The organism is Janibacter terrae NBRC 107853 (assembly GCF_001591405.1).
Taxonomy (GTDB): Bacteria; Actinomycetota; Actinomycetes; order Actinomycetales; family Dermatophilaceae; genus Janibacter; species Janibacter terrae.
On record NZ_BCUV01000006.1, the window covers coordinates 476,488 to 501,511 of the forward strand.

Genomic DNA, 25,024 nt, shown 5'->3' on the forward strand with positions numbered 1-25,024 from the left:
GCGACCCGGACCCCACCACCCGGCCCGGGTCGCCGAGAGGCAGCCAGCACCACAACCACCCACGCCCGCCACACCCCCAGCAGGAGCCATGACCACCGTGAGCGACCGCCGACACCTCACCCCCGTCCCCGACAACGGGACCACGCGCGACCTCACCCCACCCAACAACCAAGACGCCGAACGCGCCGTCCTCGGCGCCCTCCTCACCGGCAACCACACCGCCCTCACCGACGTCACCACCACCATCGCCGCCCACGACCACTACCGACCCAGCCACGAGCTCATCCACGACGCCATCGAGCACCTCTGGTCACGCGGCGAACCCGTCGACACCATCACCATCGGCGACCACCTCCAGCGCACCCAACAGCTCGACCGCGCCGGCGGACGCGCCTACCTCGCCGAGCTCCTCACCAACGCCCCCGTCCCCGAAACCGCCGGCTACCACGCCCGCATCGTCGCCGAGCACGCCACCCGACGCCGAGTCCTCAAGCTCGCCGACCGCCTCCGCGCCACCGCCCTGACCCCCGGCGACCTCGACCTCGACGACCTCACCACCCGCACCACCACCGAGCTCGCCCACCTACCACCACGCATCCCAGGCGTCGACGCCGACACCCCCGACGACCCCTGGGCGCCCATCGACCTCGCCGACCTCATCGCCCACGGCGACATGGCCGGCCCCACCGCCACCCTCGTCACCCGCCGCGACGGCAAGAACCTCCTCTACCCCGGCGCCATCCACTCCATCAGCGGCGAGCCAGGCTCCGGCAAGTCATGGTTCGCGCTCGTCGCCGTCGCCCAAGAGATCACCAACGGCCACGACGTGCTGTACGTCGACTTCGAAGACCGACCACAGACCCTCATCGCCCGCCTCCGCTCACTCAAATGCCCCGACCACCTCATCACCCGCCACGTCCGCTACATCCGCCCCCACGTCGCCCTCGACCCAGCAGCAGCCACCCGCCTCGACGCCCACGCCTCCGGCACCACCCTCGCCGTCGTCGACGGAATCACCGAAGCGATGACCCTCCACGGCCTCTCCCTCATGGACAACGAAGACGTCGCCCGCTGGCTCGCGCTCATCCCCCACCGCCTCGCCGCCCACGGCCCCGCCGTCCTCCAGATCGACCACGTCGTCAAGAACAGCGATTCCCGCGGCCGCTACGCCATCGGCGGCCAACACAAGCTCGCCGGCATCACCGGCGCCGCCTACAAGCTCCTCACCGTCAAGTCCTTCGGCAAGCAAGCCCACGGCCACGCCAAGCTCGTCATCGACAAAGACCGCCACGGCGACATCGGCCCCAACGGCACCACCGTCGCCGAGCTCCACATGGACGCCACCGACCTCCGCGAAAACGCCCCTATCCGCGCCTGGCTCGATCACCCCACCCAGTCCGTCGACGACGACGGCCACTTCCGGCCCACCACCCTCATGGTCCGCGTCAGCGACTTCCTCGCCAAGTCCAACGGCGTCTCCGGCAACGCGATCCGCACCGGGGTTCGCGGCAAGAAGGACTCCATCGACGACGCCATCGCCGCACTCGTCGCCGAAGGCCACATCCGACTCGAAGACGCACCCCGAGGTGGCTCTTTCCACTACCTCGTGACCCCCTTCACCGACGACCGAGACGAGGACTGATCCCTGTGGAAAACCCTGTGCACAACAACGCGACCGACTGTCCCCCCACCGTCCCCCCGACTGTCCCCCCGGACCGGGTCCCGGACGACTGTGTCCCGTCCCCCTCCCCTACGGGGGACGGACACAGTCCGACCGTCCCCCGGGACACGCTCAACCACCCGGGGGACAGACACCCCACACCCGACACCACCGACTGCACCCACGAGCAGCCCCCCACCACCGATCTCCGGTACCCCCTCGACGGCCCCCCGGTACTCATGTCCCGGTGCGCGACCTGCCGCCGGCCCGTGCCCAACCCCCAGCCGATCACCGACCGCGCCGCCGACGTGATGCACGAGGCGTGGATCAGGCGCTGCGGCGTCACGGCCTCGACCCGGGATCACGTCGCGGTGATGGTCCGCGCCCTCGACCCCGACGACCTGATCGTCACGCCCGAGCACGACGCGGCCACCATCCGCGCGGCCCTCCGCCCCCTCCGCGACTACGCCCGGCAGAAGGTCAACCTCTCCGCGCAGGTCGCCAGCACCGAGCTGAGCGAGCTCCTCCGGTCGCTCGCCAACGACCTGAACCGGATCCTGGACGAGGTCGAGAAGGGCGCGTCGTCGTGAGCGACTGCCCCCGCTGGGCCGCCGAACGCGCCACCCTGCCCGCCCACACCGACACCGACGAGCTCGCCGCCCGCGCCACCTGGCACGCCCAGTCCTGCCCCACCTGCCGCGGCTGGCACGCCCCCGAACACCTCGGACGGGACCTGCCCCCAGACGGCACAACCCTGACCGTCGCCGTCCTGTCGGCCGTCGCCGTCATCGAAGCGCAGACGACCCCACCAGCGCCCCCTCCCGCACCCCGTCCCGCGCTCCAGCCGCGAGCAACCACGCGCGACGCACACACACCCGCCCCGGCCCGTGCGCGCCCGCCAGCACCCGCCCTGACCCGTGACGGAGGGCACCTGCCACGGCGCACCCCAAGGACGTTCTCGACCGCCCCCGACCTCATGGAAGGACCCTGAAATGGCCCAGTGCACCGCCACCTCCAAGCAGTCCCGCGAGCAGTGCAAACGCAACGCCGCGCCGGGGCAGGAAGTCTGCGCGATCCACGGCGCGAAGTCCCCCCAGGCGCTGCAGGCTGCCGCCAAGCGTGAGCAGGAAGCGCAGGCCCGCGCCGACGCGCACCGGTTCGCCGCCCGCACGGACATCCATCCCGCTGACGCGCTCCTCGAGCTCGTCCACTACCAGGCCGGGATCGTCACGTACTGGCGCGCCAGGGTCGAGGACGTCACCGACGACGACCTCGTGTGGGGCGTGACGAAGCACGAGGACGGGTTCGGCGCCGAGGGCCCCATCGACAAGAAGACCCGCGAGGCCGGCCCGCACGTCGCCTACCGGCTCCTCACCGAAGCCCAGGACAAGCTCGCCGCCTACGCCGCCGCCGCGTTGAAGGCTGGCATTGACGAGCGGCGAGTGCGCATCGCGGAGTCCCAGGGCGCCGCGATCGCCGGCGCGATCCGCGCGATCCTCGACGCGCTCAACCTCACGCCCGAGCAGGCCGAGCTCGTGCCGCAGGTCGTGCCCGCGCAGCTGCGGCTCCTCGCCGGAGACGCGTCATGACCGGCCGCCCGCCGCTCACGCCCCACGACCGCAGCGACGACTGCCCCTGCGGGCCCGCGACGCGCCTGCAGATGACGGGGCGCGGCGACGTCTGGCACATCGGCCACCACCGCCTCGCCCCCACCGACACCCCCACGCCCGAAGGAGCCTGACCCATGCACCAGCACTCGACTCGTCCACCCATGCTCGCCGCCGACCACATCCGCGAACTGATCCGCACCCACACCACCACCAGCGTCGTCACCCGACCGGTCATGCGACCCATCCCCTCAACCGGCAACCCCCGCCTCTACCCACGTTGGGAGCCGACCGGCGCCACCCGCCAGGAACTGCACCATGTCACCGAGCCCCCGCTCCTCGAGCAGCTCGCCGGCGTTACCGGAACGACCGGCCTCTCCGACACCGACGCCGCCAAGGGCGGGTACGCGTCCAAGCCCGCCGCCCACCTCGGCGCCACCGACGCCCTCACCCGCATCGACCGCCAAGCACGCGCCCTCGCCGACGACCACGGCGTCGACAACACCGGCCCCCTCCCCGCCGTCCTGTCCCGCCTGTCCGGCGCCCTCGGACACGAACCCCACCGCCGCGTCCGCTCCTGGTGGGCCACCGCGCGGCTCCTCACCCAGCACGACACCCCCGCCTACCGGCCCCACGGCGTGCCGTGCCCCCACTGCTGGGACACCGACACCCTCCGCATCCGCATAGACGACGAGCTCGCCACCTGCACCGGTTGCGGCGAGACGTGGGACCGCACCGGCGAACCGGACCACGGCAGCCTGGACGTGCTGGGGCAGCACGTGGCGTGGTGCGCTGAGCACGAGGTCACGAAGGCCCGCCACTGGGACATCGACGACCAGGGCTACCCGACGGAGTGCGTCGAGTGCTTGGCGTTCCGGGTGGCGTGGGCGGAGTGGCGACTCGCCCACGCGGCCGGTGTGGACGTGGCCGCGCGGGCGAGTGCATAATGGGCTCAGCGATTCGTCATGCCCTCAGGCAGGCCGGGTCGCTCTCGCTACGTCGTGAGGTCCTCCAGCAGCGACGCCATGAACTTCGGTCCCTCGCTGGTGCTGAACTTCTCGGACAAGCGGCCGTTGACCGTCACGACCATCCCCCCGCGATAACGGAGCTTGATCGGGGCATTGAACCGCGGCCAGGGCTCGCCATCGAGGAAGTCCTGGCTGATCCACACGTACGGGGCGTTCGCGCGCGGGTCATCTCCCTCGGCATCCGACAGCACAGATATCTGCTCCAGGTCGCCTCGCGAGATCACCTTCACGTCAGTGCTGCCGCTCGGAGCCCCTTCCGTGTAGTCCTGCCAGCGGAACTCGTTCGTGAGCGTGGCCACCGCGACGTGGCGCTCCGTGAAGACGATGACCTGGCCAGACGTACGCATCCCTTCCTCCGTGAGATCGCCGTCAGCCCAGACGACGTCAGCGTGCTGTAGCAGGACAGCGATACGGCTCCACACGTGGCGGTGAGGGCCGGACAGGCCCATGGCCTGCGTCTTCTCCCAGACTGACCGGACCCACTGCTCGTGCCCCTCAGCGTCGACCATGAGAACTCCCCTTCATCAGCGCCCCCTCCGGTGAGGAGGCATCATGACAAACATCGTCCACGGCACCACCGACAGCGCCTTCGAGTTCGCCGCCCGCCTGTTCGAGCCCCCCACCCGTGCCTGGGCCACCCCCGGCGACCTCGCCCAACACCTCGACCCCCGCACCGTCCAAACCCCCGCACTCGACCTCATCGACACCGAACTCGCGCGGCTCCTCGACACCCCCGACGGCCGGCTCATCATCACCATGCCCCCACAGGAGGGCAAGAGCACCCGCGCCGCCGGCGACTTCCCCGTCTGGGCACTCACCCAGAACCCCGACCTGCGGATCGTCACCGCGTCCTACGCGCAGTCCCTCGCCAACCGCAACGGCCGCGCCATCCGCCGCCGCATCACCGAACACCCCGACCTCGGCCTGACCATCGCGCCCGACAACGGCGCCGTCAGCGACTGGACCCTCGACAGCCACACCGGCGGCGTCCTCTCGGTAGGCATCGGCTCCGGCCTCACCGGCCGGCCCGCTGACCTCATGGTCATCGACGACCCGATCAGCAACCGCGAGCAGGCCGACTCGAAGGTCTACCGCGACCGAGCCTGGGACTGGTGGACCGACGTCGCGTCCACCCGCCTCGCGCCCGGTGCCCCAGTCGTCCTCATCCTGACCCGCTGGCACCACGACGACCTCGCCGGCCGACTCCTCGCAGCCGAAGACGGACACCTCTGGCGCGTGGTCAACATCCCCGCCCAGTGCGTCGACCCCGACACCGACCCCCTCGACCGTGAGCTCGACGAGTTCATGGCCTCAGCCCGTGGCCGCACCCTCGCGCAGTGGGCCGCAGTCAAGGTCCGCGTCGGCTCCCGCACCTGGGCCAGCCTCTACCAGGGCAACCCGACACCCGACGAGGGCAACCTCTTCCCCGTCGACGCCTGGGCCCGCTACGAGCTGCCCATGTGGGTCGAACGCGAGGACGGGTCCCGGATCGTGCCCGAGGTCGGGCGCGACCCCAACCTCGAGCTCGTGCAGTCCTGGGACTTCACGTTCAAGGACACCAAGGCCAGCGACTACGTCGTAGGGCAGGTCTGGCTCCGCCGCGGCGTCCACGCGTACCTCCTCGACCAGGTCCGTCGCCGGGCCGGCTTCACCGAGTCCGTGCAGATGATGCTCGACCTGTCCGCGCGGTGGCCGCAGGCGATCGCGAAGCTCGTGGAGGACAAGGCCAACGGGCCCGCCATCTTGAACGCGCTCCGCTCGCGGGTCGGTGGCCTCATCCCCGTCGAACCCGAAGGGTCGAAGTACGCTCGCGCGGCCGCGGTCACCCCGTTCGTGGAGTCACAGAACGTGGTCCTGCCCGACCCGCTCAAGGTCGACGGCACCGCGTGGGTCACCGCCCTGACGGAGGAAGCGCGGGAGTTCCCCGCCGGCGCGAACGACGACACCGTCGACGCCATGTCCCAAGCCGTACACCGCCTCCTGCTCGTGCCCCTCTTGGGTGACGGCGACACCCACGACTGGACCGAGCTGCTCGACGACACCGACGACGCCCTCGACTGGGCACCCAGCTACTAGCAACCTCGAAGGGGGCGACGTGACCGACACCGTGACCCTCCCCCGCCACGAACTCGCCCAACTCGAGCACCTCGTCGAATCCCTCGAAGAGGCCGCCCTCGACGCGCAACGCCTCCTGTCCGCCGAGGACCGCGGCTGGGCGCGCCTCACCGCCGGCGACGGCACAGACGTCATCGACCGCGCGTCGATCATGCAGGTCGCCGCCGTCGCCCGCATCAACGTGGCCGCCGACCCCCTCATCAAGCGCGGCGTGAACCTGCGCATCGCGTACCTCGGTTCCCCGTCCGTGTCCGCGCCCAGCAGCGATGACGGGCAGGACCTCAACGCCGTCGTCCAGGCCTTCTGGGACGACCCGGAGAACGCCGAGACCTTCACCAGCGTGCAGGCCTGCGCCGAACGTGAGCGCGCCCGCAACACCGACGGCAACACGTTCCACGCGCTGCCGACCGACCCCCGCACCGGCCGCGTGCGGGTGCGGGTCATCCCGCCGTCGCAGGTCACCGACATCATCACCGACCCGGAGGACGCGGCCACGCCGTGGCTGTACAAGCGGACCTACACGGCCAAGCGCGTCACGCAGAACGCCCTCGGCACCACGAGCACCGTGACCGAGGCACGGACGGTGTACTACCCCGACGTGAACTTCCGCCCAGCCACCCGCGCCAGGTCGATCGACGGGCACCCCGTCGAGTGGGACAAGCCCGTCGTCCACACCGCCGTCAACCGCCCGAGCGAGTCCCGGTGGGGCATCCCCGACGTCCTCGCCGCCCTGCCCTGGGCCGCCGGGTACAAGGACTTCCTGCAGGACTGGGCGAAACTCCACAAGGCCCTCGCGACCGTCGCGTTCCGTGCGACCGCGAAGACCCGCCGTGGGGCCGCGCAGGTCCGCGAGAAGTTCGCGAGCGTCCCCACCGACGGCACCGGTGTCGGCCAAGTCGCCGTCACCGGCGAGGGCCAGACGTTCGAGGCCGTGTCCAAGTCGGGCGCGACCATCGACGCCGGCTCGTCCAAGCCCTTGGCCGGGATGGTCGCGGCCGCTCTCGACCTGCCCGTCACCATGCTCCTGTCCGACCCGGGCGTCACCGGTGCCCGCGCCACCGCGGAGACCCTCGACCGTCCCCTCGAGCTGGAGCGGATGCTGCGCCGCGCTGTCGACTCCGACCTGATCCGCACTGTCCTCGGGCACGTCATCCGCGAAGCGGTCCGCGCGCCCGGCGGCCCCCTTCGCGGCACGATCCTGCGCGACCCCGGGTCGCAGCGTGAGGTCATCGACCTGGCAGGCGACCAGCAGCACGACGTCACCGTGGACTGGCCGTCGCTGGAGAAGGTCGACGTCAAGACCGTCATGGAGTCCCTGGAGATCGCCGACGGCCTTGACGTTGTCGACCCGCTGACGATCGCGCGTCTGGTGCTCGTCGCGCTCGGCATCGACGACGTGGACGGGGAGCTGGAGCTCGTGAAGGACGACGACGGGAACTTCGTGCCTCCGTCCGCGGGCACCGCGCTGGCCTCGCAGGACCCGGGCTATGACGGCGCCGGCAACCCCCAAGGTTGATTGTCGTGGCAATCAACGAGGAGACCCTCGTCCTGCTCGACGGGATGCGGACCGGTGTCGGCACGCACGTCGACCAGGTCACCCAAGACCTCACCCTCGCCTGGTCGAGGGCATGGAACGAGGTCGCCGCTGAGTGGGAGGCAGCGATCGCGGACCTCGTCGCCGCCAGCAAGGACGGGAAGTGGCCGCCCGCATCGAAGGTGCGTCGTGCTCGCCGGGCGCTGCGTGCTCGCGACGCGACGCGTGAGCTCCTCAAGGACCTGCAAGGCCTCGTGCCGGTGCGGGTCGTGCAGGACGTGGACGTGCTCCTCGAGGACGTCACGGAGTGGCAGCGGCGCCTGACCGCGTCGCAGTTCCCGCCGCAGGCTGGTGGGACCGCGGTGGTCGCGTCCGGGTTCGACCTGGTCGACAAGGACGCGATCCACGTGATCGTGGACCGCACCTCGAGCGAGGTCGTCGCCCGGTCGCGGCCGCTGTCCGCGCAGGCCGAGGCCGCGATGCGCTCCACCCTCGTCAAGGGCGTCGCCGTGGGTGACCACCCGGAGACCGCGGCCCGCGAGATGGTCGCCCGCGTGCACGGCGCGTTCGACGGCGGGCTGGACCGGGCGAAGGTCATCGCCCGCACCGAGCTGCTCGACGCGCACCGTGCAGCATCCCGCGCGCAGCAGGACCGCCTCGCCGGTCAGGGCGTCGTCACCGGCTGGCAATGGATCGCCACCCTCGACCAGCGCACCTGCCCGTCCTGCCTGTCGATGCACGGCACGCAGCACCCGCCGGCCGTGGCCGGCCCCCTGGACCACCAGCAAGGCAGGTGCGACCGGCTCCCGGTCGCAGCGTCGTGGAAGGACCTCGGCTTCGACATCCCCGAGCCGGAGCCGATCCTGCCGGACGCGCGGGCGTGGTTCGACGGGCTGCCCCAGTCGCAGCGTGTGCAGATCATGGGCGCGCAGCGGCTGCAGCTGCTCGACTCCGGGAGGGTCGGGTGGGCGGATCTGGCGAAGCGTCGCGACACCGACGGGTGGAGGCCGAGCATTGTGCCGACGCCGGTGCGGGACCTCGCGTCTTAGACCCAGCCGCCGAGCTCGCGTGGCGTCACCATCGTGACGGTCTCGCAGAGCCGGCACACCTGCTCGACGTAGGCCCCATTGTCCGTGAGCACGGACTCGACGACTCGCCAGTCGTGGCCGGGGCACTCGCGGGGTGCGTCGCCTTCGTTGCGGTCGTCAGCGCCCACGCAACAGCCGCCACACCAGGCCCGCCACGCACACGATCGCGAGCAGCAGGAACGCGGCGCCGACGTTGTCCTGACCTGCAGCTACTGCGACGGCACGCAGCACCCAGAACCCCAGGATCAACAGCAGCCAAGTCCGCGCCGACCAGCCATCCCGCTGGGCGGGTCCCTCTTCGACAGTCATGCCCAACACGATCCCACGCCGAGGAGGCGACCGCCATGCCCAAGCGCATCACCGAGGCGTCCACCCTGACCGTCACCGAGTCCCCCACCCCCGGACGCATCAGGCTCCAGCTGATCGACGCCGGATGGGGCTCCTCGGGCTACTACTCCCCTCAGGTCCTCGAGAACGCCGCCAACGAGCAGGTCTTCCCCGCCGGCACCCACATTTTCTTCGACCACCCCTCCGAGTCCGAGCGTCACGACCGCCCCGAGCGGTCCGTGCGCGACCTCGCGATGGTCCTCGACGAGGACGCCACCTACGACCCGGCGACCACGGCCCTCGTCGCCGAAGCGAAGGTCATCGGCCCCTACCGCGACCTCGTCACCGACCCGGTGTTCATGGAAGCCGTCGGCATGAGCATCCGCGCCGCCGCCGACACCACCGTCGGTGAGGCCGAAGGCCGCAAGGGCACGATCGTCACCCAGCTCATCGAGGGCGTGTCCGTGGATCTCGTCACCCGCGCCGGCCGCGGCGGGCGGATCCTGGCCGCGGTCGAGTCCGCTCGCGCGCAGGTCCGCGAGGCCCGCGCCAACGACACCCGCGACGCGCTGCACGGCGCCGTCAAGGCCGCGCACGGCGGCGACGAGACGTGGACGTGGGTCCGCGACTTCGACCCCGACGCCGGCCTCGTCTACTTCGAGGTCGAGGACGACGAGCAGATGCGCACCTACCAGCAGCCCTACGAGCTCGCCGACGACGGCACCGCGTCCCTGACCGGTGAGCCCGTCGAGGTTCGCGTCTCCACCAGCTACGTGCCCGTGGGCGCCGACAACGGCGCCCCCACAGATGTCCCGGCACCCGCCGGACAGTCCACAGCCACCGAATCTGAGGAGATGAACATGGCTACCACCCAGATCGAGGAGTCGCAGCTCGCGGCCCTCCGTCAGGACGCCGAGCGGGTGCCCACGCTCGAGTCCGAGCGCGACACCGCCACCGCCCGCGCCGAGGCCGCCGAGGCCCGCGTCGCCGCGTTCGAGCGCCGCGAGGCCATCGACCGCGTCGTCAACAGCGTCGAGGGACACGACACCCTCAACGCGCTCGAGCGTCGCGGCATCACCGCCGACGCCCTCCAGGCCGACGAGCTCGACGAGGACGCCCTGCGTACCGCCGTCGAGTCCGCCGTCGCTGACCGCGCCGCCGCCCAGGGCGCCGGCCGCATCACCGGCTTCGGCGCCACCGAGTCCACCGGCGACAAGATCACCGCCACCGAGTCCACCCGGAGCGTCCTGTCCGCGTTCCGCATCCCCGCCACCCAGGAGGGCTGACCCATGAAGAACGAGTACATGCGCCCCGCCGCCGAGCTGTCCCTCCCGGTCGTCGCCGGCACCAAGTCCGGTGACCCCGTCCGTGTCGGCGCAATCAACGGCGTCGCCGCCACCAACATCGGCGAGGGCGGCAACGCCGCCGGCAACGCGTCCGTCATCACCGACGCCCGCTCCTACACGTACGAGGTCGGCGGCGCCATCGCCGGCCCGTTCACCCCGGTCTACCTGACCGCACGCGCCGGCGCGACCGCCCCGGTGCTGTCCACCACCGGAACCGGCGCACCGTGGGGCTACACCGTCCCCAAGGTCGGCGAGACCGGTCAGCGCGCCGGGACCTCCGGCGTCGCCGTCGTCCGTCCCGCCCAGGTCTGAGGAGGACCACCATGACCAACCACATCAAGGCCCTGGCCGAGTCCTTCGGCATCGCCGACCTCGCCACCCCCCTGCGGCGCCTCGGCCTGTCCGAGTCCGACATCGACGACACCGCGCGGCTCCTCGGGCTCGCCTGGAACGGCGACCACCGCGCCCGCACGGCCGTCAACGAGGCCCTCACCACGAGCGACCTGTTCGTCTCCGCCTCCGGGGAGGTCTTCGACCGCGCCCTCATGGCCGAGTACGAGCGGATGCCCGTGCAGTGGTCGAAGATCAGCTCGCGCACCACCGTCAACGACTTCCGCCCGAAGAAGCTCGTCGACCTCATCGGTGGCCGCGGCGTCCTCTCCCGCGTCCCGGAGCACACGAACTACCCGGAGGCCTCCCAGTCGTCCGCGGAGTCCGAGATCCGGGTCGAGAAGTACGGCGAGCAGTACGGCTACACCTTCGAGGCCCGCAAGAACGACCGCCTCAACGAGCTGCAGCGCATCCCCTCCGGGTTCGCCGCGAAGGCCCGCGCCACCGAGGACTACGCCACGCTCTCCGCGCTGGCCAACCCCGTCACCGGCGCCCCGAGCACGGCGTTCTTCAAGCCCGCCAACCGCAACATCTGGACCGGCGCGCTCACCGCGGAGAACGTGCAGGCCGGCCTGACCGCGCTGCGCACCCAGCGCGACACCGACGGCAACCTGCTCTACCCGGGCGAACTGCACGTCGTCGTCGGCCCCGCGCTCGAGTTCACGGCACGGCGCATCTTCGGCGCGCAGCAGATCCGCACCACCACCGGTGGCGTGGAGGTCGTCGAGGCCAACCCGCTGGCGGGCACGTCGTGGACGGTCATGGACAACCTGCCGGGCACGGCGTGGTTCATCCTGCCGAAGCCGACCGCCGCCCGCCCGGCGCTCTTCACCGCGTTCCTCGCGGGCGAGGAGACGCCGGACCTGCGGGTCAAGAAGGACCAGGGCGTGTCCACCAGCGGTGGCGACGTCCCGGTCGAGGGTGGGTCGTTCGACGACGACACCATCTACTACCGGGTGCGTCACATCACCGGCGGTGCCCCCGGCGACCCGAAGTTCACCTTCGCGTCCGACGGCACGGGCACGACGCTGGCCAAGGCCGGGTGGTGAGCATGGCGAAGACCGTGAAGTTCGTTCACGTCGTCGACGCCGAGGGCCACCCGATCGATGGCTTCACCGACCCGGTGCCCTCGCACTGGATCGACTCCGACCTGCTCCCCGAGGGCACGAAGGAGGCCCCGGCGCCCGAGGTCCACGAGCAGTCCACCAACGTCGACGAGCTCACCGCGCGCGTGGCGGACCTCGAGGCCGAGAACGCGTCCCTGCGCGCGCAGCTCGAGGACCAGGGCCAGGTGGACGTGCCTGCCGGCAACGCGTCGACTGAGGTGTGGGCGGCGTGGGCCGTCGAGCACCGCGGCGCCAAGGAGGAGGACGTCAAGGGCAAGTCCCGTGACGAGCTCCGCGAGCAGTACGGGCCGCAGTCCAGCTGACGCGCTTCTCTCGCCCCTCGGCCTGACCGGTCGGGGGGTGGGGGTGGCGCGTCAACACGGGACCCCCGCCCGACTGGACATCACCGACTCGTGAAGGTCCGTTCGGGGCGCTTCCTTTCCGCCCTGCCATGAACGTTCCTGCGCGCCAACCCCTTCCACCACGAGAGGAGCCTCGCCGTGGCTGACATCGACGACGTCCGCTTCCTGATCGCCGACCTCGACCCGACCGACCAGCTCCTGCCCGACTCGCAGCTCCAGGCCGCGCTCACCGCGGAGGGCGGGTCAGTCCTGCTCGCCGCGGCCCGCTGCCTCGACGCGATCGCCGTGTCCGAGGTGCTCGTCGGCAAGAAGATCCGCACGCAGGACCTGCAGACCGACGGCGTGGCCGTCGCGCGGGAGCTGCGGGAGCAGGCCGCCGCGCTGCGCGCCCGGGCCCGCGACGAGGACCCCGACCTGGGGGGCTTCGATGGGTTCGACCTGGCGCCGGTGGTGCGTGACGGGCGACGTCCCGAGCACACGAACGACACCGTGTGGGGCCTGTAGCCATGCCCTTCCCCGGCACTCGCGTCGTGCCCACCGGGTGGTCCCGCCATCACCAGCCCGTCGCCTCCGGCGGCATGAACGCCGCCTGCGTCATCACCGACCCCGCCCACGCCACCCCCGGCGCGTGGGACGACACCACCGGCACCTACGCCCCGTCCGCCCCCTTCGTCCTCCTGCCGCCCCCCGACGGCCCCGAGGAGGACGGGTGGCCCTGCCGCGTGCAAGCCATCCAGTCCGACCAAGACGCCGAGCAGGCCGGCCAGGCCTCCACCACCCGCCGCTACCTCGTGCAGCTCCACGACCCTGACCTGACCACGCTCCCCGACCTCGAGCAGGGCCACGTCGTCACGATCGTCACCGCCATCAACGACCCGCACCTGACCGGCCTGGACCTCGTCGTGGAGGACGTGCAGCACGGCTCCGAGCGGTTCACCCGCGACCTTGTCTGCACCCACAACCAGCAGCCACCCACCAGCTGAGGAGGGGTCCATCGTGGCGACCACGACCGGCATCCTCGAGTACCAGGCCGCGATGCGTCTGGCGTCCGCGACCGTCGGCGCCCGCGCTGCCGCTGCCACCAGGCGGACCGCCGCAGCGATCGAGCGGGACGCGAAGACCCTCGCGCCCGTGGACACCGGCAACCTGCGGGCCAGCGGCGGCACCGAGTACGCCGGCGACGGCCGCCACGGCGTCATGACCGCCTCCGTGGGGTTCACCGCCAGCTACGCGATGTACGTCGAGCAGGGCACCTCCCGCGCGGCCGCGCAACCGTTCCTCGCGCCCGCCACCGACCGGCACGTGCCCGGGTGGACCGCTGCCCTCGAACGCATCGCGGGAGGTGGCCTCACGTGACCTCAAGCCGCGAACTCCACGACGCCCTCGTCCGCGCCCTCGAGCCCGTCACACGGTGGCGCCACCCAGCACCGGGCGACGGGCCCCCGGTGCGCGTCAACGAGGTCGGGCTCGACGTGTGGGAGAACCACGTCGGCGACGCCCGCATCGACCCCGACGGCACCGCCCACGCCTACCTGTTCCTCCAGACCTCCCCCGGCGGCCGCAACCACACCCGCGCCGTCGCCGCCACCACCCTCACCCGATGGCGGCCCATCCTCACGTTCGCCGGCGGCACCCCCGCCAAGACCCGGTGGGGCATCGACCACGCCCGCCCCCTCCTCGACGGTCTCACCCTCACCACCGTCGACGGCCGCGAACTCACCGCGCCCCTCCACGAAGGCTTCACCGCCTTCGACGACTACGACCCCGGCCCGCTGCGGCTGGACCAAGACCCCAGCCCTCCGCGCTGGTACGTGCCCATCCAGTACGCCACCCAGGCGTCCTGACCCCACCCATCCGAATCTCGCCCTGAGGAGGGCCCACGCATGAGCGACACCAAGCACCCGCTCGAGGTGGTGCGCGTCAAGGACCCCAGCACCGGGGCCGAGTACAACGCCACCCGCGCGCACGCCAGCAACATCCACGCCAAGGTCCTCGAGGGGGAACCGGTCGTCGACAAGCACGGCCGCCCCCGCGCCTCGCACCCCGCGCCGGGCAAGGCCCGCACCGACCTCGCCGGCCAGACCGTCATCAGCGAGAAGTCCACGCACGAGGAGCTCGACGCTGCCGCCGCCGAGCGCGGCGTGGACCTGACCGGTGCCACGACCAAGGCCGACAAGGTCGCCGCCATCACCTCCGCCACGAAGGAGAACTGACCATGGTCCTCAACGTCCCCTCCGGCATCACCGCAGCCGGCAAGCTGTCCCTGACCATCGTGCCCCGCGCCGGCATCGCCAACCTCGCCGCGATCACCCAGACCGAGGTCAACGCGGTCGGCGCCGTCAACGTCTCCTGCGTCCTGCAGGGCGACGGGTACGGCCGCTCCACCAGCGAGTCCACCGGCACCGGCCGCCGCGCCTGCGAGGAGTACGAGTACGACATCCCCGGCACGAAGAAGACCGAGTTCGACCAGACCCGGTTCGTGTACGACCCGCAGGACCCCATCGCCGCCGTGTCCATCGCCTACGCCGCGCTCACCGAGGGCGAGGAGTACGTCCTGATCGAACGGTTCGGCATCTCCGGCAAGCAGGAGCTCGTCACCGGCGACATCTACTCCGCGTACCCGGTGCGCCTGTCCATCAAGGAGGGCCTGGTGCCCGGCGGTGAGGGCGAGCTCGAGTTCTACGCCCAGTTCCGCTCCACCGGCTCCCCCGCCCGGGACAAGGCCATCGTCGCCGGCGGCGTCTGACCGCTCCCTTGAACGCCGGTGGCTGCCGTTGGGCACGGCGGCAGCCACCGGTCCAAGCATCTTCCCTTCGTGCCCGCCCCGTGCCCCACCCTCACCAAGGAGATCCGTCGTGCCCGACACCACCACCCCCCAGGCCGCCAAGCCCAAGCCCGCCGACCTCGACCAGTTCGACTTCGACGCGTTCATCGCCGGCGTCGTCAACCCCACCAAGACCGTCGCCATCGCCCAGAACCGCGCCCTCGGCCAGCAGATCCAGGAGCAGCTCCGCGAGATCCTCGTCCTGGAGCGTGAGCAGGTCGACGCCAAGGCCGAGGGCCGTCCCGCGAAGCGTCGCGCGGCCACCACGGAGTCCCCCGAGCTGGAAGAGGCCCGCGCCCGCCTGGTCGACCTGGAGGAGCAGGCCAAGTCCACGTTCGTCTACGTGCGCGTGGAGGGCCTGACCCGCGCGACCCGCCGGCAGGCCGCCGCCGACGCGAAGGCCGGCAACGGCGAGCTCGACGAGTACAACCAGTCCGCGATCGCGCACTGCGCGCAGGTCTACAAGCTCGACCCCCGCGTCCACCCGGACGCCCCCGGGCAGGTGCTGACCCTCGAGCAGTGGGGCGTCATGGCCGAGAAGATCGGCGCCCTGCAGTGGGAGGCGATCATCGACGCCCTCAACGATGCGACCGCCGCCGGGGTGGAGCCGGATTTCTCGCAGCCGCCCTCTGCCTCCCCCGCTGGAGACACCTCCTCCAAGAGCTGAGAGCAGCCCGCTCCATCGGGCAGCCGCTGTCCGTCCTGCGCGGGCAGCGGCGCCCCGGAGCGAAGTGGCGGCGCCGCGACCGGCTCCTCCTCCTCGCCTTGCAGGCCTACGAAGACGACCTGTGCCCCTCCTGCGGCACGCCCCGCACCTACGCGATGGACCCCGACGCGGCCGGCCACCTCCACGTCCACGGCGCCACCTGCCAAGGGTGCGCGGCCCTGGAGCGGGAGGACAAGCGCCGCGGTGACCGGCCGGCACCTCCTGGGCACCGCCAGTACGTCACGCCCGACAAGGTCCTCGAGCACGCGATGACATACCCGATCCACGTACCGCCCTTCCACGCCTGACCGAACCACCCCCGGAAGGGAGGGCCCGTGACGCAGGTCATCCGCACCCGCCTCGAAGTCGACGCGACCAAGGCCGTCGCCGGATTCAAGCAGGGCGAGCAAGCCGTCCACGGGTACGAGAAGGCCGTCAAGGGCGTCACCGCCGCCGAGCGGGGCATGTCCGGGTCCGGCGGTGGCCTGGACCGGCTGACGACGTCCATCCACGCCAACCGGGCCGCGTGGGACGACCTCTCGTCCAAGGCCATGCTCGGTGGGGCTGTCGTCGCCGGCGGCCTGGGGCTCGCGACGAAGGCCGCGATCGGGTGGGAGTCCGCGTGGGCGGGCGTCACCAAGACCACGGACGGCACCCCCGAGCAGATGGCCCAGCTCGAGGAAGGCCTGCGCGGGCTGGCCAAGGAGCTGCCCGCCACCCACGAGGAGCTCGCCGCCGTCGCCGAGGCCGCCGGCCAGCTCGGCGTGGCCCGCGAGGACATCCTCGGATTCACCGAGACCGCGGTCGCGCTCGGCGAGTCCACGAACCTGACCGCCGACGAAGCCGCCACGTCCCTCGCCAAGTTCTCCAACGTGATGGGCACCACGTCCCGCGAAGGCGTGCAGGGCTACGAGCGGCTGGGCGCCACGCTGGTCGCGCTCGGCAACGACGGCGCCTCGACCGAGGCCGACATCATGTCGATGGCGCTGCGGCTGTCCGGCGCAGGCAAGCAGATCGGCGCGACCGAAGCCGACATCCTCGCCCTGTCCAACGCCCTGTCCTCTGTGGGCATCGAGGCCGAGCTCGGCGGCGGCGCCATGTCCCGCGCGCTGCTCGAGATGAACTCCGCCGTCATCTCCGGCGGCGAGGAGCTGGACGCCTTCGCGGAGATCGCGGGCGTGTCCGCGTCCGAGTTCGCCACCGCGTGGCGCAAGGACCCCATCGAGGCCACGAACCTGTTCGTGACGGGCCTGGGCCGCATCGGAGAGTCCGGCGGCGACGCGGCAGCGGCGCTCGACGCGGTCGGCCTCGGCGGCACCCAGAACGCTCAGGTGCTGCTCCGCGCGGCCGGCGCGTCCGACCTGGTCACCGAGTCCCTCAAGCTCGGCGCGACCGCGTGGGAGGAGAACGCGGCCCTGGCCGAGGAGGCCGGCAAGCGGTACGCCACGACCGAGTCGCGGCTGCAGATCGCCAAGAACACGATGCGGGACGCCGCGATCGACGCCGGCTCCGTGATCGGGCCGATGTTCGCGGCCGGCGCCGAGAAGGTCGCCGGCCTCGCCAACGCCTTCGTGAGCCTGCCCGAGCCCGTTCAGTCCACCATCACTGGCGTCGCCGGTGTGACAGCCGGCGTGGGGCTGCTCGGTGGAGCAGCGGTCAAGGCCGTCGGCGCCACCCACGACTTCCGCAACCGCCTCGACGAGATCGGGATGCTCACCCCCAAGGTCGAGCGGGGCCTGGACGGGGCAGCCAAGGCCGCCCGCGGGTTCGCTACCACCCTGGCGATCTCCGCGGCCGTCGGCACCGTCGGGTCGCTCCTGCAGGACAAGGGCAGCGCCGTCGGCGTCGAGGAGCTGACGAAGAACGTCCTGGACGCCGACGACGCGGTGGCCGTCTTCAACAACTCCATCGCGGCGAACGCTGCCGAGATGGGCTACATGCAGGACAACGTCTCGTCCTTCGACGATGCCCTGCGCGTGGCCTTCAACCCCGACTGGATGGACTCCACGTCCAGCGGATTCGACGGCGTCTTCAAGGCCATCTCGTTCGGTGCCGCGGACATGCAGACGACCGTCGACGAGTCCAACAAGACCCTGACGCAGCTCGACACGGTCCTCTCCGGGCTGGTGTCCCAGGGCCGCGGTGACGTCGCGGAGGAGCTGTTCGGGCAGTTCGCGGCGAAGGCCAACGCTGCTGGCGTGTCGACGGACGAGCTCCGGTCGAAGCTGCCGCTGCTCACGGAGGCGCAGGCAGCCGCCGGCAACCAGGCGAAGCTGACCGGCGACGACACGGCCGGGCTCGGTGACGACGTGGACGCCCTGGGCGCCGACATGGACCAGGCCGCGGAGGACGCCGAGGAGCTCACGAAGGCCATCAAGGGCCTCGGCGACGCGACGCTTGGAGAGCGCGGGTCCGCGCGCGAGTACCAGGCGGCCCTTGACGCGGTCGGCAAGTCCATCGAGGAGAACGGGCACACCCTCGACATCTCGACGGAGGCCGGCCGCGCGAACGAGGCGGCGCTGGACGATCTGGCGAACTCCACGCAGGAGTGGGCTGCGGCTGTCTTCACCGCCACGGGCGACGTCGACAAGGCGCAGGGCATCCTGTCGCAGGGCCGCAAGCGGTGGATGGAGTACGCGACCGCGCTCGGTATCCCGAAGAAGGAAGCCAAGGCGCTCGCCGACGAACTGTTCAAGCTCGAGGGCGTCGACGTCGCCGCGAAGGTCAAGGTCGACACGACGAAGGCGTCCGCGGACACGCAGGAGCTGCAGCGCAAGATCAAGGACATCGACGGGCAGGTCGCGCAGGCACAGGTCAAGGAGACCGGTTCGACCGAGGCCCGAAGCAAGGTCCTGGACTTCACGAGCACTCTGTTCGGCTTGCCCAAGGGCAAGGACGTGGCTGTCACGGAGCACGGCGCGACGCCAGCGAAGGCGCGCGTCATGGCCTTCAACGAAATGATCCGCGACACCACCGGCAAGACGGTGACCGTCACGGAGGCCGGGTCCTCGTGGGCGGCGAAGGGCCGCGTCGACCAATTCCGTACGTCCATCGCCGAGGTCGACGGCAAGTGGGTCACCGTCACCGAGCTCGGGTCGACCGCCGCCGGCGGCCGGGTCGTCCAGTTCAAGAACAAAATCTACGAGGTGCCGCCCTCACGGACGGTCACGATCGAGGCGAACACGGGCGCGGCCCTGGCGGCCCTGGCGGGCGTGCAGGCCGCGATGAACGCGATCCAGCCGAAGACAGTCACGGTCACTACGCAGCACCGCAACGTCGGCCTCAAGGCCGCGGGCGGCATCGTAGGTGTCGAGCCGATGGCGGCCGGCGGGATGCGCCCCGGCGGGTCCGTGCGGCCCGGGATCTACCCGACGTCCACGCGCGGGATCCTCATGGCCGAGGACACCCGCTCCAAGTGGGAGTCCTATATTCCAGAGCGGCCGGACTTGCGGGGCCGCGCGGAGGCGATCCTCGCGGAGACCGCGCGGCGCTTCGGCAAGGCCGTCGTGCCGCTCGACCAGATCACTCAGATGGCCGCTGGTGGCGTGTGGCACCACTCGGCGTACTACCTGCGCAAGCAGGCCGAGTGGGAGGCGCTCCGCGCCAGCGGCGCCGAGGGCGGCACGAGCTCAGGTGGCCTGAACGGCCGCACCGCCGAAGGCGGCACGAGCTCCGGGTCGCTCAACGGCCGGGGCGCGTTCGTGCGCTCCCCCAGCAAGCACCTGGGCCGCACCTACGTCACACCCGCGCAGTCCTACGGCGGCGCGTCCGGCCGGTCGAGCAACTCGCAGGTCATCGCGCGTCTGCACCCCCAGGACGCGGCTCTCATCGCGCGAGTGGCGCGACGCCCGGTCGAGATCGAGATCGACGGCGTGAAGCTGGCCCGCGCCAATTCGGTTGCGAACCGCCGGCACGGCTCGGCACGGACAGGAGCACTCAATGGCGGATGACCTGTGCGGCCTCTACTGGATCGGGCACGTCGGAAGCCTGCACCCGATCCTGCTGCACGTCGGCGAGCACAAGCGCACGTCGCAGCCGCGGGTGAGCCTGTCGGAGACCCTGTCTGGGCGTGTCCTGGCGCAGCTGTCGCCGCGTCGCACCGCCCCGCGGTCGTGGTCGATCGGTGGCCCGGACGAGCTGGTGAAGGACGTCGCGGCCCTCGGTGAGGTGCTCGCGGGTCTGCGCCCGCCGTATGTGTGGGTGGAGCCGTGGGCGCAGGTGACGAACCTTCTGACTCCGCGCTCGAGCCTGTGGCAGGACACGGTGGCCGCGCAGTTCTCGGTGTCGATGGCTGGCCGCTACCCACTGGATGGTGGCGGGTACGCGGCGGCGACGGTGGTGCAGTCGAACGTCGCGCAGTCGATGATCTCGGGTGCGGCCCCGGTCGTGCAGGGGCTGCCGGTGACGGTCGCCGCGTGGGTGGCTGGCACGTCCGCGCGCGTCAACGGACAGTTCCTCGACTCCAACCGGGTCGCGATCAGTCAGTTCGCGGGCAACACCGTGACCGGCGTGGACGTGCTGCGCCGGTCGCACAAGACGTTCACGCCCGCCGAGGTGCCGTCCAACGCTGTCGCGGTCCGCCTCTTCACGACCAACGCCAGCGTCGCGGCGCGCGCGCAGGTGACGTGGACGTCCGGGCCCGTGGACTGGTCCATCGGCGGTGGCGCGTCCACGGTCGTCGTCACCGACGAGTCCCTGGACACGACGTGGGCTGTCCCTGACCCGGGCTTCGCGCACGGTCGCCGCGCGTCCGTCGCGTTCACCGTGACCGAGATCGGCGCTCCCTGATGCGGCCCGGGAACTGGCCGGACCGCGACGTCCGGCACTTCGATGTGGTCGCCCGCTTCAACGGCGGCCCTCCCGTGCTCGTGGAGTCGATGCGCCTGTCGCACTCGATGATCGACGGGCACCCCTCGGGTCACGGCGGCGGCATGTCCACGTCGGGGTCCATCACGATCTTGCGGGACGCGGTCGCCTCGTCGCTCAGCCCCGAGCCGTGGGGCCGCCAGGGCGACTTCCCCCCGCGCTCGGGCACCCCGGTCACCATCGACATCACCGACGGCGAGGGCCAGTCGTGGCGCCGCCTGACCGGGATCACGGAGCGCGCCACCGGGTCCTTCTCGTCGCGCTCGGTGACGATCCCCGTGCGGGACCAGGTCGACAAGCTGGGCGTGGTCGTCTCGTCCGGTCCGATGCTGGACATTCACCCGCCGCTGGCCGACGGCGGCGAGTACCGCCGCCCCCGCGCGTGCGCTGAGTGGCTGCTGGACCGGGCCGCCCGCGCCGCCGGGTGGTACGCCACCCCGCAGATGCGGTGGGAAGCGATCTTCTCCGCACCGATGGTCGGGTCGCTGTGGCCCGAGCGCGGGTCGCTGCAGTCGTCCACCAACTCGGCGGGCGACGGCGGGCCCACGATCGCGTGGACGTCGCAGTGGCAGGCCATCAAGGACGCCTCCGCGATCTGGGACACGACGGGCACGACGAGCATCCCCGAGCTGACGATGGCGCTGCACACGCAGGCGGCGGGCACGTCGATGCGAGTGCAGGTCACGTCGGAGGCTGGCTACGGCGCCTACGTGCTGACGGACTCGGGCGGATCGATCCGTTTCGGGACGGTCGACGGCGGCACGATCACGGAGCGCGGCACCCTCGCGAAGGGGGCGGCGACCCGGGTGGGGCTGCGGGTGACGACCACGGCCGGCGGCACGATGGGCATCACGGTCCGCACGGACACGGGCGCTCAGGCCACGGCCACGCCCCCGTCTGACCCGACCTACGCGTCACTGACCTTCTCGCGGGTGCGGGTGTACGGGACCGGCATCCTCGGGTGGGTGCAGGTGCTCGCCAACCCGGGCACGCAGTGGATGCTCCTGGACGTCCCGACGTCGCCGACCAACGCGGTGCAGCGCGTCGGTGAGACCCCTGAGCGGTGGGACGCGGCCCCGCAGGTGTGGGACTCGACCGCCGTGGACCTGCTCTCGTCGTGGGCGCGCGCGACGTGCGGGCAGGTGTGGATCGACATGGACGGCCGCCTGCAGATCGCGGCCCGTGGCGTGCTCGAGGCGGTCGGGTCCGTGCTGACCCTGTCCTCTCGTGACGCGCTGCTGGACGTGGACTGGGAGGACGACGGGATGCACGTCGCCCGGCAGGTGCGCGTGCTGCACCAGCACCCGAAGATCCAGCGCGGCCGGTACGCGCAGTGGCGGGTGTGGCAGGGACGCGCGCAGACCCTCTCCGCGGGCGAGGAGGACATCACGACGGTGGAGATCCCCGACGACGAGGACTGGATCTCGCTCGACGCGTCCCCGCACCGGGTGACGACCACGACGAACCGCCTCGACATCCTCCGCAACACCGTCATCGGCGGGATGCAGATCAGCGACACGGCCGACTCGACCAACGTGCCCGCCGCGTTCCTGGACACGTCCATGACGGTCGACGGGCCGCGCGCGTGGGAGGTGCGCGTCGCCCCGTGGGCCACGCTCGACCCGTCGCAGTCGGTCGTGACGATGGTCCCCGAGGAACTGACCAGCGTCCCCAAGCGCTACCGCGGCCTCCCGCTGCCGGACGTGAAGGCGAAGGCGCGGGTCTACCGCCTCGAGCGGGAGACCATCGTCGACACGGTGCCCGGCGACTACGCGACGGTGCAGATGTACGAGCACGACGCGGGCTGGTGGGTGCAGAACGGGGACCGCCGCACCCTCCTGCACACCTTCCTGCGCTACCAGATGGGTGAGCAGCAGCCGTGCCCCACGGACGTCTCGGTCGCCCCGGACCTGCGCGTGGAGCTCGGCGACGTCATCACCATCGAGGACGCCGACCGGACCGGGGTGCGCGTGGTGATGCTCACCACCGGCATCGACGAGGACTTCTCTGTGGGCTCGGGCCTGTCGATGAGCCTGTCCGGCCGCGAGATCGGCTGGGCGCTGCCGTCCGCACTGACACCTGACGACGCCGGGCACACCCCCGCATGGACCTTGGAGGCTTCCTGATGGCAGACCGGACCACACCGCAGGGCCTGCAGGTCTTCGACTCCGGCGACCCGGGCGCGGTCATCAACAATGGGATGGCCTCGGCTGACTCGACGGACGCGGCGATCGGTCGTGTCGCGCAGACCGCTGGCGAGGCCAAGGCTGCCGCGGTGCCCGTCGCGTCGATCTCCGGGGACAACGCCGACACCTGGACGTCGATGGGCTCGCGCATGGCGTGGGCCGTGCACGGCGTCGCCAACACCCCCCGGGCGGGAGTGTCGTGGCGCATCGACACCACGGTGCTCGCGTCGTCGGCGATCCTGCAGGTCGCGACCGCCATCGGTCTCGCGAGCGAGCAGTGGTCTCGCTTCAAGGGGTCGGTGTCGTGGACGGCATGGTCCCGCATGGATCAGGGCGCGGCCGTGGAGGCCCTGCAGCCGCAGATCGCGGCCGCGGGGTCTGGCGGCTCCCCTGCCGGGTGGCGGCGGGTGCCGCTGGCTCTGACGGTCGGGCAGGGCGCGGCCACGCAGACGGGCACCACGGGTGGGGTGCGCTTGCCCGTGCACCCCGGCGTGGCCGTCTCCCGCTGGCGCCTGCACGCGACCAACGTCAACCCGCGCTTCGGCTCCCCCTCCGGCACGGTCACCGTGTCTGGCGTGTGGGTCGGCGCTGCGGGTGCGACCGCCGGCACGTGGGCGTCCGCACCGACGAAGGTCTCCAACGGCAGCGCGGGCGCATCGGCCGGCGAGTGGGTCTCGGAGTGGATCAGCACCCCCATCCCCGCGTCGTCGTCCACGCTCATCGGCGCCGCATGGTCCGTCTCGGGCACGTCCACGGTCCAGCAGACCTTCGCGGTCGGGCACACCACGACGCAGACCGACGCGGGCAACAACGCCGCCGCCGTCACCGCGTCGTCGTCGGTGCCGCTGCACTGGTGGGTGGAGGCCGAGGTGCCCGCCGCAACGCCCACCCTCGCCGTCATCGGCGACTCCATCGCCTCCGGTGTCGGCTCCACCCGTGGCGTGGCCGACTCGTGGCCCGCGATCTGGGGACGCACCAACGGCGTCCTCGTCTCGCACTACAGCGCGTCCGGTGATGCGCTGTCCGCGTGGGGTGACTCGACCGCCTACAAGTGGTCGATGTACCCCGGCGCGGGCAGGCCCGACGCGGCCGTCCTCGTCCTCGGCTCCAACGACATCTTCGGCGGCGCGACTCTCGCGACGCTGCAGACCAACGCGGGCAAGGTCGCCGACGCCGCCAAGCTCGTGTTGGGCGCGCCGCTGCACCTGGGCACTATCACCCCCCGCGATGGCGTCACCGGGGCGATGGAGACCGTGCGCCGCGACTACAACACGTGGCTGCGCGGGCGTCCTCTCGCGGCCCGGTCGGTGTCCGAGGTCAGCGCGGCCGTGTCCACGGATGACGAGACGCTCACGCCCGCGATGACGTCCGACGGCATCCACCTGACCACGGCCGGGTCGACGGCCGCCGCAGGGACCGTGTCGAAGGCGACCGTCATGGCACCCGCCCCGACCGTCGCGGCCGCGCAGGTCAGCGACGCCACGACCACGGGCCGTGCCGTGATGACCGCCACGGACGCCGCCGCCGCACGCACAGCGATAGGCGCGGCCGAGCAGCGCGACACCGGCTGGCGCGCCCTGACCGGCGGCACGAAGGTGCAAAGGGTCGGCTCGACCGTCTTCGTCCAGTACTACGGGAGCCTGCCCGCTGGCACCGGGGACATCGACGCCGACACCCTCCCCGTCGGTTTCCGGCCCAAGTGGCACGCCGCCGCCGCCTACCACATCGGCCCGACGTCGCTCGCCAAGGCCCTCGTCCTCACCACCGGGCAGGTCCGCTTCTACGGCATCACCGCCTCGGGAGCCTTCGTCACCCTGACCGTCGCCTACGCGACCCCCGACGCGTGGCCCACCACCCTGCCCGGCACCCCAGCCTGACC

At 71.7% G+C, this 25,024-nt stretch carries 27 protein-coding genes; 24 read left to right on the top strand and 3 right to left on the bottom strand.

Annotated elements, in window-relative coordinates; all coding sequences use genetic code 11:
* The first annotated feature begins 88 nt into the window (after positions 1-88).
* The 5 genes from JT1_RS07510 (at position 89) to JT1_RS07525 (ending at position 4,214) form a co-directional block, all read left to right on the top strand.
* A complete protein-coding gene (locus JT1_RS07510; protein WP_068325018.1) occupies positions 89-1,642 on the top strand; it encodes a DnaB-like helicase N-terminal domain-containing protein in 1,554 nt (517 codons plus the stop codon).
* A 287-nt stretch (positions 1,643-1,929) separates the two neighbouring features.
* The gene (locus tag JT1_RS07515) at positions 1,930-2,250 is read left to right on the top strand and encodes a hypothetical protein (protein WP_169701913.1); all 321 of its coding nucleotides are present in this window, start codon (positions 1,930-1,932) and stop codon (positions 2,248-2,250) included.
* Positions 2,251-2,652: 402 nt separating this feature from the next.
* Positions 2,653-3,249, top strand: coding sequence for a hypothetical protein (locus JT1_RS07520; protein ID WP_068325020.1), 597 nt, complete (start codon positions 2,653-2,655; stop codon positions 3,247-3,249).
* Positions 3,246-3,401: a hypothetical protein gene (locus JT1_RS18310; RefSeq protein ID WP_169701914.1), complete on the top strand. Its 156-nt coding sequence runs from the start codon at positions 3,246-3,248 to the stop codon at positions 3,399-3,401. Before JT1_RS07520 ends, JT1_RS18310 begins: the two co-directional genes overlap by 4 nt.
* A 3-nt stretch (positions 3,402-3,404) precedes the next feature.
* Entirely contained in the window at positions 3,405-4,214 is an 810-nt protein-coding gene (locus JT1_RS07525) for a DUF7341 domain-containing protein (protein ID WP_068325021.1), read from the top strand.
* 47 nt (positions 4,215-4,261) lie between these two features.
* On the opposite strand, the gene JT1_RS07530 is transcribed toward JT1_RS07525, so the two are convergent.
* The gene (locus JT1_RS07530; RefSeq protein ID WP_068325022.1) at positions 4,262-4,804 is read right to left on the bottom strand and encodes a hypothetical protein; all 543 of its coding nucleotides are present in this window, start codon (positions 4,802-4,804) and stop codon (positions 4,262-4,264) included.
* 43 nt (positions 4,805-4,847) lie between these two features.
* On the opposite strand from JT1_RS07530, the gene terL reads away from it, so the two are divergent.
* Genes terL through JT1_RS07545 form a run of 3 tightly spaced genes read left to right on the top strand, consistent with a single transcriptional unit; the run spans position 4,848 to position 8,993 of the window.
* Positions 4,848-6,371, top strand: a complete 1,524-nt coding sequence (gene terL, locus JT1_RS07535) for a phage terminase large subunit (RefSeq protein ID WP_068325023.1) — start codon at positions 4,848-4,850, stop codon at positions 6,369-6,371.
* A 19-nt stretch (positions 6,372-6,390) separates the two neighbouring features.
* Positions 6,391-7,926: a hypothetical protein gene (locus JT1_RS07540; RefSeq protein WP_068325024.1), complete on the top strand. Its 1,536-nt coding sequence runs from the start codon at positions 6,391-6,393 to the stop codon at positions 7,924-7,926.
* A 5-nt stretch (positions 7,927-7,931) separates the two neighbouring features.
* Entirely contained in the window at positions 7,932-8,993 is a 1,062-nt protein-coding gene (locus tag JT1_RS07545) for a phage minor head protein (RefSeq protein WP_068325025.1), read from the top strand.
* Here the strand turns inward: JT1_RS07545 and JT1_RS18315 are convergent.
* Together JT1_RS18315 and JT1_RS07550 are read right to left on the bottom strand one after the other, a co-directional pair.
* Positions 8,990-9,160: a 3-oxoacyl-ACP reductase gene (locus JT1_RS18315; RefSeq protein WP_169701915.1), complete on the bottom strand. Its 171-nt coding sequence runs from the start codon at positions 9,158-9,160 to the stop codon at positions 8,990-8,992. The two genes, JT1_RS07545 and JT1_RS18315, sit on opposite strands and share 4 nt — an antisense overlap.
* Entirely contained in the window at positions 9,150-9,341 is a 192-nt protein-coding gene (locus JT1_RS07550) for a hypothetical protein (protein ID WP_068325026.1), read from the bottom strand. Before JT1_RS07550 ends, JT1_RS18315 begins: the two co-directional genes overlap by 11 nt.
* Before the next feature lie 35 nt (positions 9,342-9,376).
* On the opposite strand from JT1_RS07550, the gene JT1_RS07555 reads away from it, so the two are divergent.
* The 16 genes from JT1_RS07555 to JT1_RS07630 all read left to right on the top strand — a co-directional run bounded on the left by JT1_RS07555 (position 9,377) and on the right by JT1_RS07630 (position 25,022).
* Positions 9,377-10,645, top strand: a complete 1,269-nt coding sequence (locus tag JT1_RS07555) for a hypothetical protein (RefSeq protein ID WP_068325027.1) — start codon at positions 9,377-9,379, stop codon at positions 10,643-10,645.
* Positions 10,646-10,648: 3 nt separating this feature from the next.
* Positions 10,649-11,017 (top strand): capsid cement protein, encoded by a 369-nt coding sequence (locus JT1_RS07560; protein WP_068325028.1) that lies wholly within the window; start codon positions 10,649-10,651, stop codon positions 11,015-11,017.
* Positions 11,018-11,028: 11 nt separating this feature from the next.
* The gene (locus JT1_RS07565) at positions 11,029-12,144 is read left to right on the top strand and encodes a phage major capsid protein (protein WP_068325029.1); all 1,116 of its coding nucleotides are present in this window, start codon (positions 11,029-11,031) and stop codon (positions 12,142-12,144) included.
* A 2-nt stretch (positions 12,145-12,146) separates the two neighbouring features.
* Entirely contained in the window at positions 12,147-12,524 is a 378-nt protein-coding gene (locus tag JT1_RS07570; protein WP_068325030.1) for a hypothetical protein, read from the top strand.
* A gap of 177 nt (positions 12,525-12,701) precedes the next feature.
* Positions 12,702-13,067: a hypothetical protein gene (locus JT1_RS07575; RefSeq protein WP_068325031.1), complete on the top strand. Its 366-nt coding sequence runs from the start codon at positions 12,702-12,704 to the stop codon at positions 13,065-13,067.
* A 2-nt stretch (positions 13,068-13,069) separates the two neighbouring features.
* A complete protein-coding gene (locus tag JT1_RS07580) occupies positions 13,070-13,546 on the top strand; it encodes a DUF6093 family protein (RefSeq protein WP_068325032.1) in 477 nt (158 codons plus the stop codon).
* 13 nt (positions 13,547-13,559) lie between these two features.
* Positions 13,560-13,919, top strand: coding sequence for an HK97-gp10 family putative phage morphogenesis protein (locus JT1_RS07585; RefSeq protein ID WP_255218286.1), 360 nt, complete (start codon positions 13,560-13,562; stop codon positions 13,917-13,919).
* On the top strand, positions 13,916-14,407 hold the full coding sequence (locus tag JT1_RS07590; RefSeq protein ID WP_068325033.1) for a hypothetical protein: 492 nt from the start codon (positions 13,916-13,918) through the stop codon (positions 14,405-14,407). Before JT1_RS07585 ends, JT1_RS07590 begins: the two co-directional genes overlap by 4 nt.
* Before the next feature lie 39 nt (positions 14,408-14,446).
* The gene (locus JT1_RS07595; protein WP_068325034.1) at positions 14,447-14,776 is read left to right on the top strand and encodes a hypothetical protein; all 330 of its coding nucleotides are present in this window, start codon (positions 14,447-14,449) and stop codon (positions 14,774-14,776) included.
* Between the two features lie 2 nt (positions 14,777-14,778).
* Positions 14,779-15,309, top strand: a complete 531-nt coding sequence (locus JT1_RS07600; RefSeq protein ID WP_068325035.1) for a phage tail tube protein — start codon at positions 14,779-14,781, stop codon at positions 15,307-15,309.
* 109 nt (positions 15,310-15,418) lie between these two features.
* Positions 15,419-16,054 (top strand): hypothetical protein, encoded by a 636-nt coding sequence (locus tag JT1_RS07605; protein ID WP_068325036.1) that lies wholly within the window; start codon positions 15,419-15,421, stop codon positions 16,052-16,054.
* Between the two features lie 98 nt (positions 16,055-16,152).
* Positions 16,153-16,401 (top strand): hypothetical protein, encoded by a 249-nt coding sequence (locus JT1_RS07610; RefSeq protein ID WP_068325037.1) that lies wholly within the window; start codon positions 16,153-16,155, stop codon positions 16,399-16,401.
* 27 nt (positions 16,402-16,428) lie between these two features.
* The gene (locus JT1_RS07615) at positions 16,429-20,043 is read left to right on the top strand and encodes a phage tail tape measure protein (protein ID WP_068325038.1); all 3,615 of its coding nucleotides are present in this window, start codon (positions 16,429-16,431) and stop codon (positions 20,041-20,043) included.
* Positions 20,033-20,881, top strand: coding sequence for a hypothetical protein (locus tag JT1_RS07620; protein WP_068325039.1), 849 nt, complete (start codon positions 20,033-20,035; stop codon positions 20,879-20,881). The genes JT1_RS07615 and JT1_RS07620 overlap by 11 nt, the downstream gene beginning before the upstream one ends.
* Complete coding sequence (locus tag JT1_RS07625; protein ID WP_068325040.1) at positions 20,881-23,085, top strand: hypothetical protein; 2,205 nt, start codon at positions 20,881-20,883, stop codon at positions 23,083-23,085. The genes JT1_RS07620 and JT1_RS07625 overlap by 1 nt, the downstream gene beginning before the upstream one ends.
* Entirely contained in the window at positions 23,085-25,022 is a 1,938-nt protein-coding gene (locus JT1_RS07630) for an SGNH/GDSL hydrolase family protein (RefSeq protein WP_068325041.1), read from the top strand. Before JT1_RS07625 ends, JT1_RS07630 begins: the two co-directional genes overlap by 1 nt.
* Positions 25,023-25,024 lie beyond the last annotated feature (2 nt).

Bases quoted from the DNA above. Each gene is read 5' to 3' on its own strand.
- JT1_RS07510 (WP_068325018.1), top strand. From the start codon at position 89: ATGACCACCGTGAGCGACCGCCGACACCTCACCCCCGTCCCCGACAAC.
- JT1_RS07520 (WP_068325020.1), top strand. From the start codon at position 2,653: ATGGCCCAGTGCACCGCCACCTCCAAGCAGTCCCGCGAGCAGTGCAAA.
- JT1_RS18310 (WP_169701914.1), top strand. From the start codon at position 3,246: ATGACCGGCCGCCCGCCGCTCACGCCCCACGACCGCAGCGACGACTGC.
- JT1_RS07525 (WP_068325021.1), top strand. From the start codon at position 3,405: ATGCACCAGCACTCGACTCGTCCACCCATGCTCGCCGCCGACCACATC.
- JT1_RS07530 (WP_068325022.1), bottom strand. From the start codon at position 4,804: ATGGTCGACGCTGAGGGGCACGAGCAGTGGGTCCGGTCAGTCTGGGAG.
- terL (WP_068325023.1), top strand. From the start codon at position 4,848: ATGACAAACATCGTCCACGGCACCACCGACAGCGCCTTCGAGTTCGCC.
- JT1_RS07550 (WP_068325026.1), bottom strand. From the start codon at position 9,341: ATGACTGTCGAAGAGGGACCCGCCCAGCGGGATGGCTGGTCGGCGCGG.
- JT1_RS07555 (WP_068325027.1), top strand. From the start codon at position 9,377: ATGCCCAAGCGCATCACCGAGGCGTCCACCCTGACCGTCACCGAGTCC.
- JT1_RS07560 (WP_068325028.1), top strand. From the start codon at position 10,649: ATGAAGAACGAGTACATGCGCCCCGCCGCCGAGCTGTCCCTCCCGGTC.
- JT1_RS07565 (WP_068325029.1), top strand. From the start codon at position 11,029: ATGACCAACCACATCAAGGCCCTGGCCGAGTCCTTCGGCATCGCCGAC.
- JT1_RS07570 (WP_068325030.1), top strand. From the start codon at position 12,147: ATGGCGAAGACCGTGAAGTTCGTTCACGTCGTCGACGCCGAGGGCCAC.
- JT1_RS07580 (WP_068325032.1), top strand. From the start codon at position 13,070: ATGCCCTTCCCCGGCACTCGCGTCGTGCCCACCGGGTGGTCCCGCCAT.
- JT1_RS07595 (WP_068325034.1), top strand. From the start codon at position 14,447: ATGAGCGACACCAAGCACCCGCTCGAGGTGGTGCGCGTCAAGGACCCC.
- JT1_RS07600 (WP_068325035.1), top strand. From the start codon at position 14,779: ATGGTCCTCAACGTCCCCTCCGGCATCACCGCAGCCGGCAAGCTGTCC.
- JT1_RS07620 (WP_068325039.1), top strand. From the start codon at position 20,033: ATGGCGGATGACCTGTGCGGCCTCTACTGGATCGGGCACGTCGGAAGC.
- JT1_RS07625 (WP_068325040.1), top strand. From the start codon at position 20,881: ATGCGGCCCGGGAACTGGCCGGACCGCGACGTCCGGCACTTCGATGTG.
- JT1_RS07630 (WP_068325041.1), top strand. From the start codon at position 23,085: ATGGCAGACCGGACCACACCGCAGGGCCTGCAGGTCTTCGACTCCGGC.